Below are 286 nucleotides of genomic sequence, written 5' to 3' on the forward strand. Positions count from 1 at the left end.
GTCTACTACAACGCCACCATGAAGAAGTGGTGCATGTACCTGAGCCTGAACGGGGGAGGGTTCCCCTTCCAGAAGTCGGTCATCGTCCTGCTGACCGCCGACGACATCGAGGGGGACTGGAGCCTGGTGGGCCCGGTGGTCTACTCCGGCTTCCAGAAGTCCAACGTGGCGGCCACCGACGTGCCCAAGGTGCTGGGTCCCAATGCCGATCTGTCACGCTATGCCAGCCTTACGGATACGGGTATCAATGCGATTGATGCCTGTGTCAAGGATGACGGGCAGGGGG

At 61.2% G+C, this 286-nt stretch carries 1 pseudogene; it reads left to right on the forward strand.

Annotated features, from left to right (window positions below):
- Window positions 1–286 (forward strand): annotated as a pseudogene (locus GKC41_RS08730) (arabinan endo-1,5-alpha-L-arabinosidase); the annotation flags it as partial.

Source organism: Bifidobacterium asteroides, from assembly GCF_009683175.1.
Lineage (GTDB): Bacteria > Actinomycetota > Actinomycetes > Actinomycetales > Bifidobacteriaceae > Bombiscardovia > Bombiscardovia asteroides_H.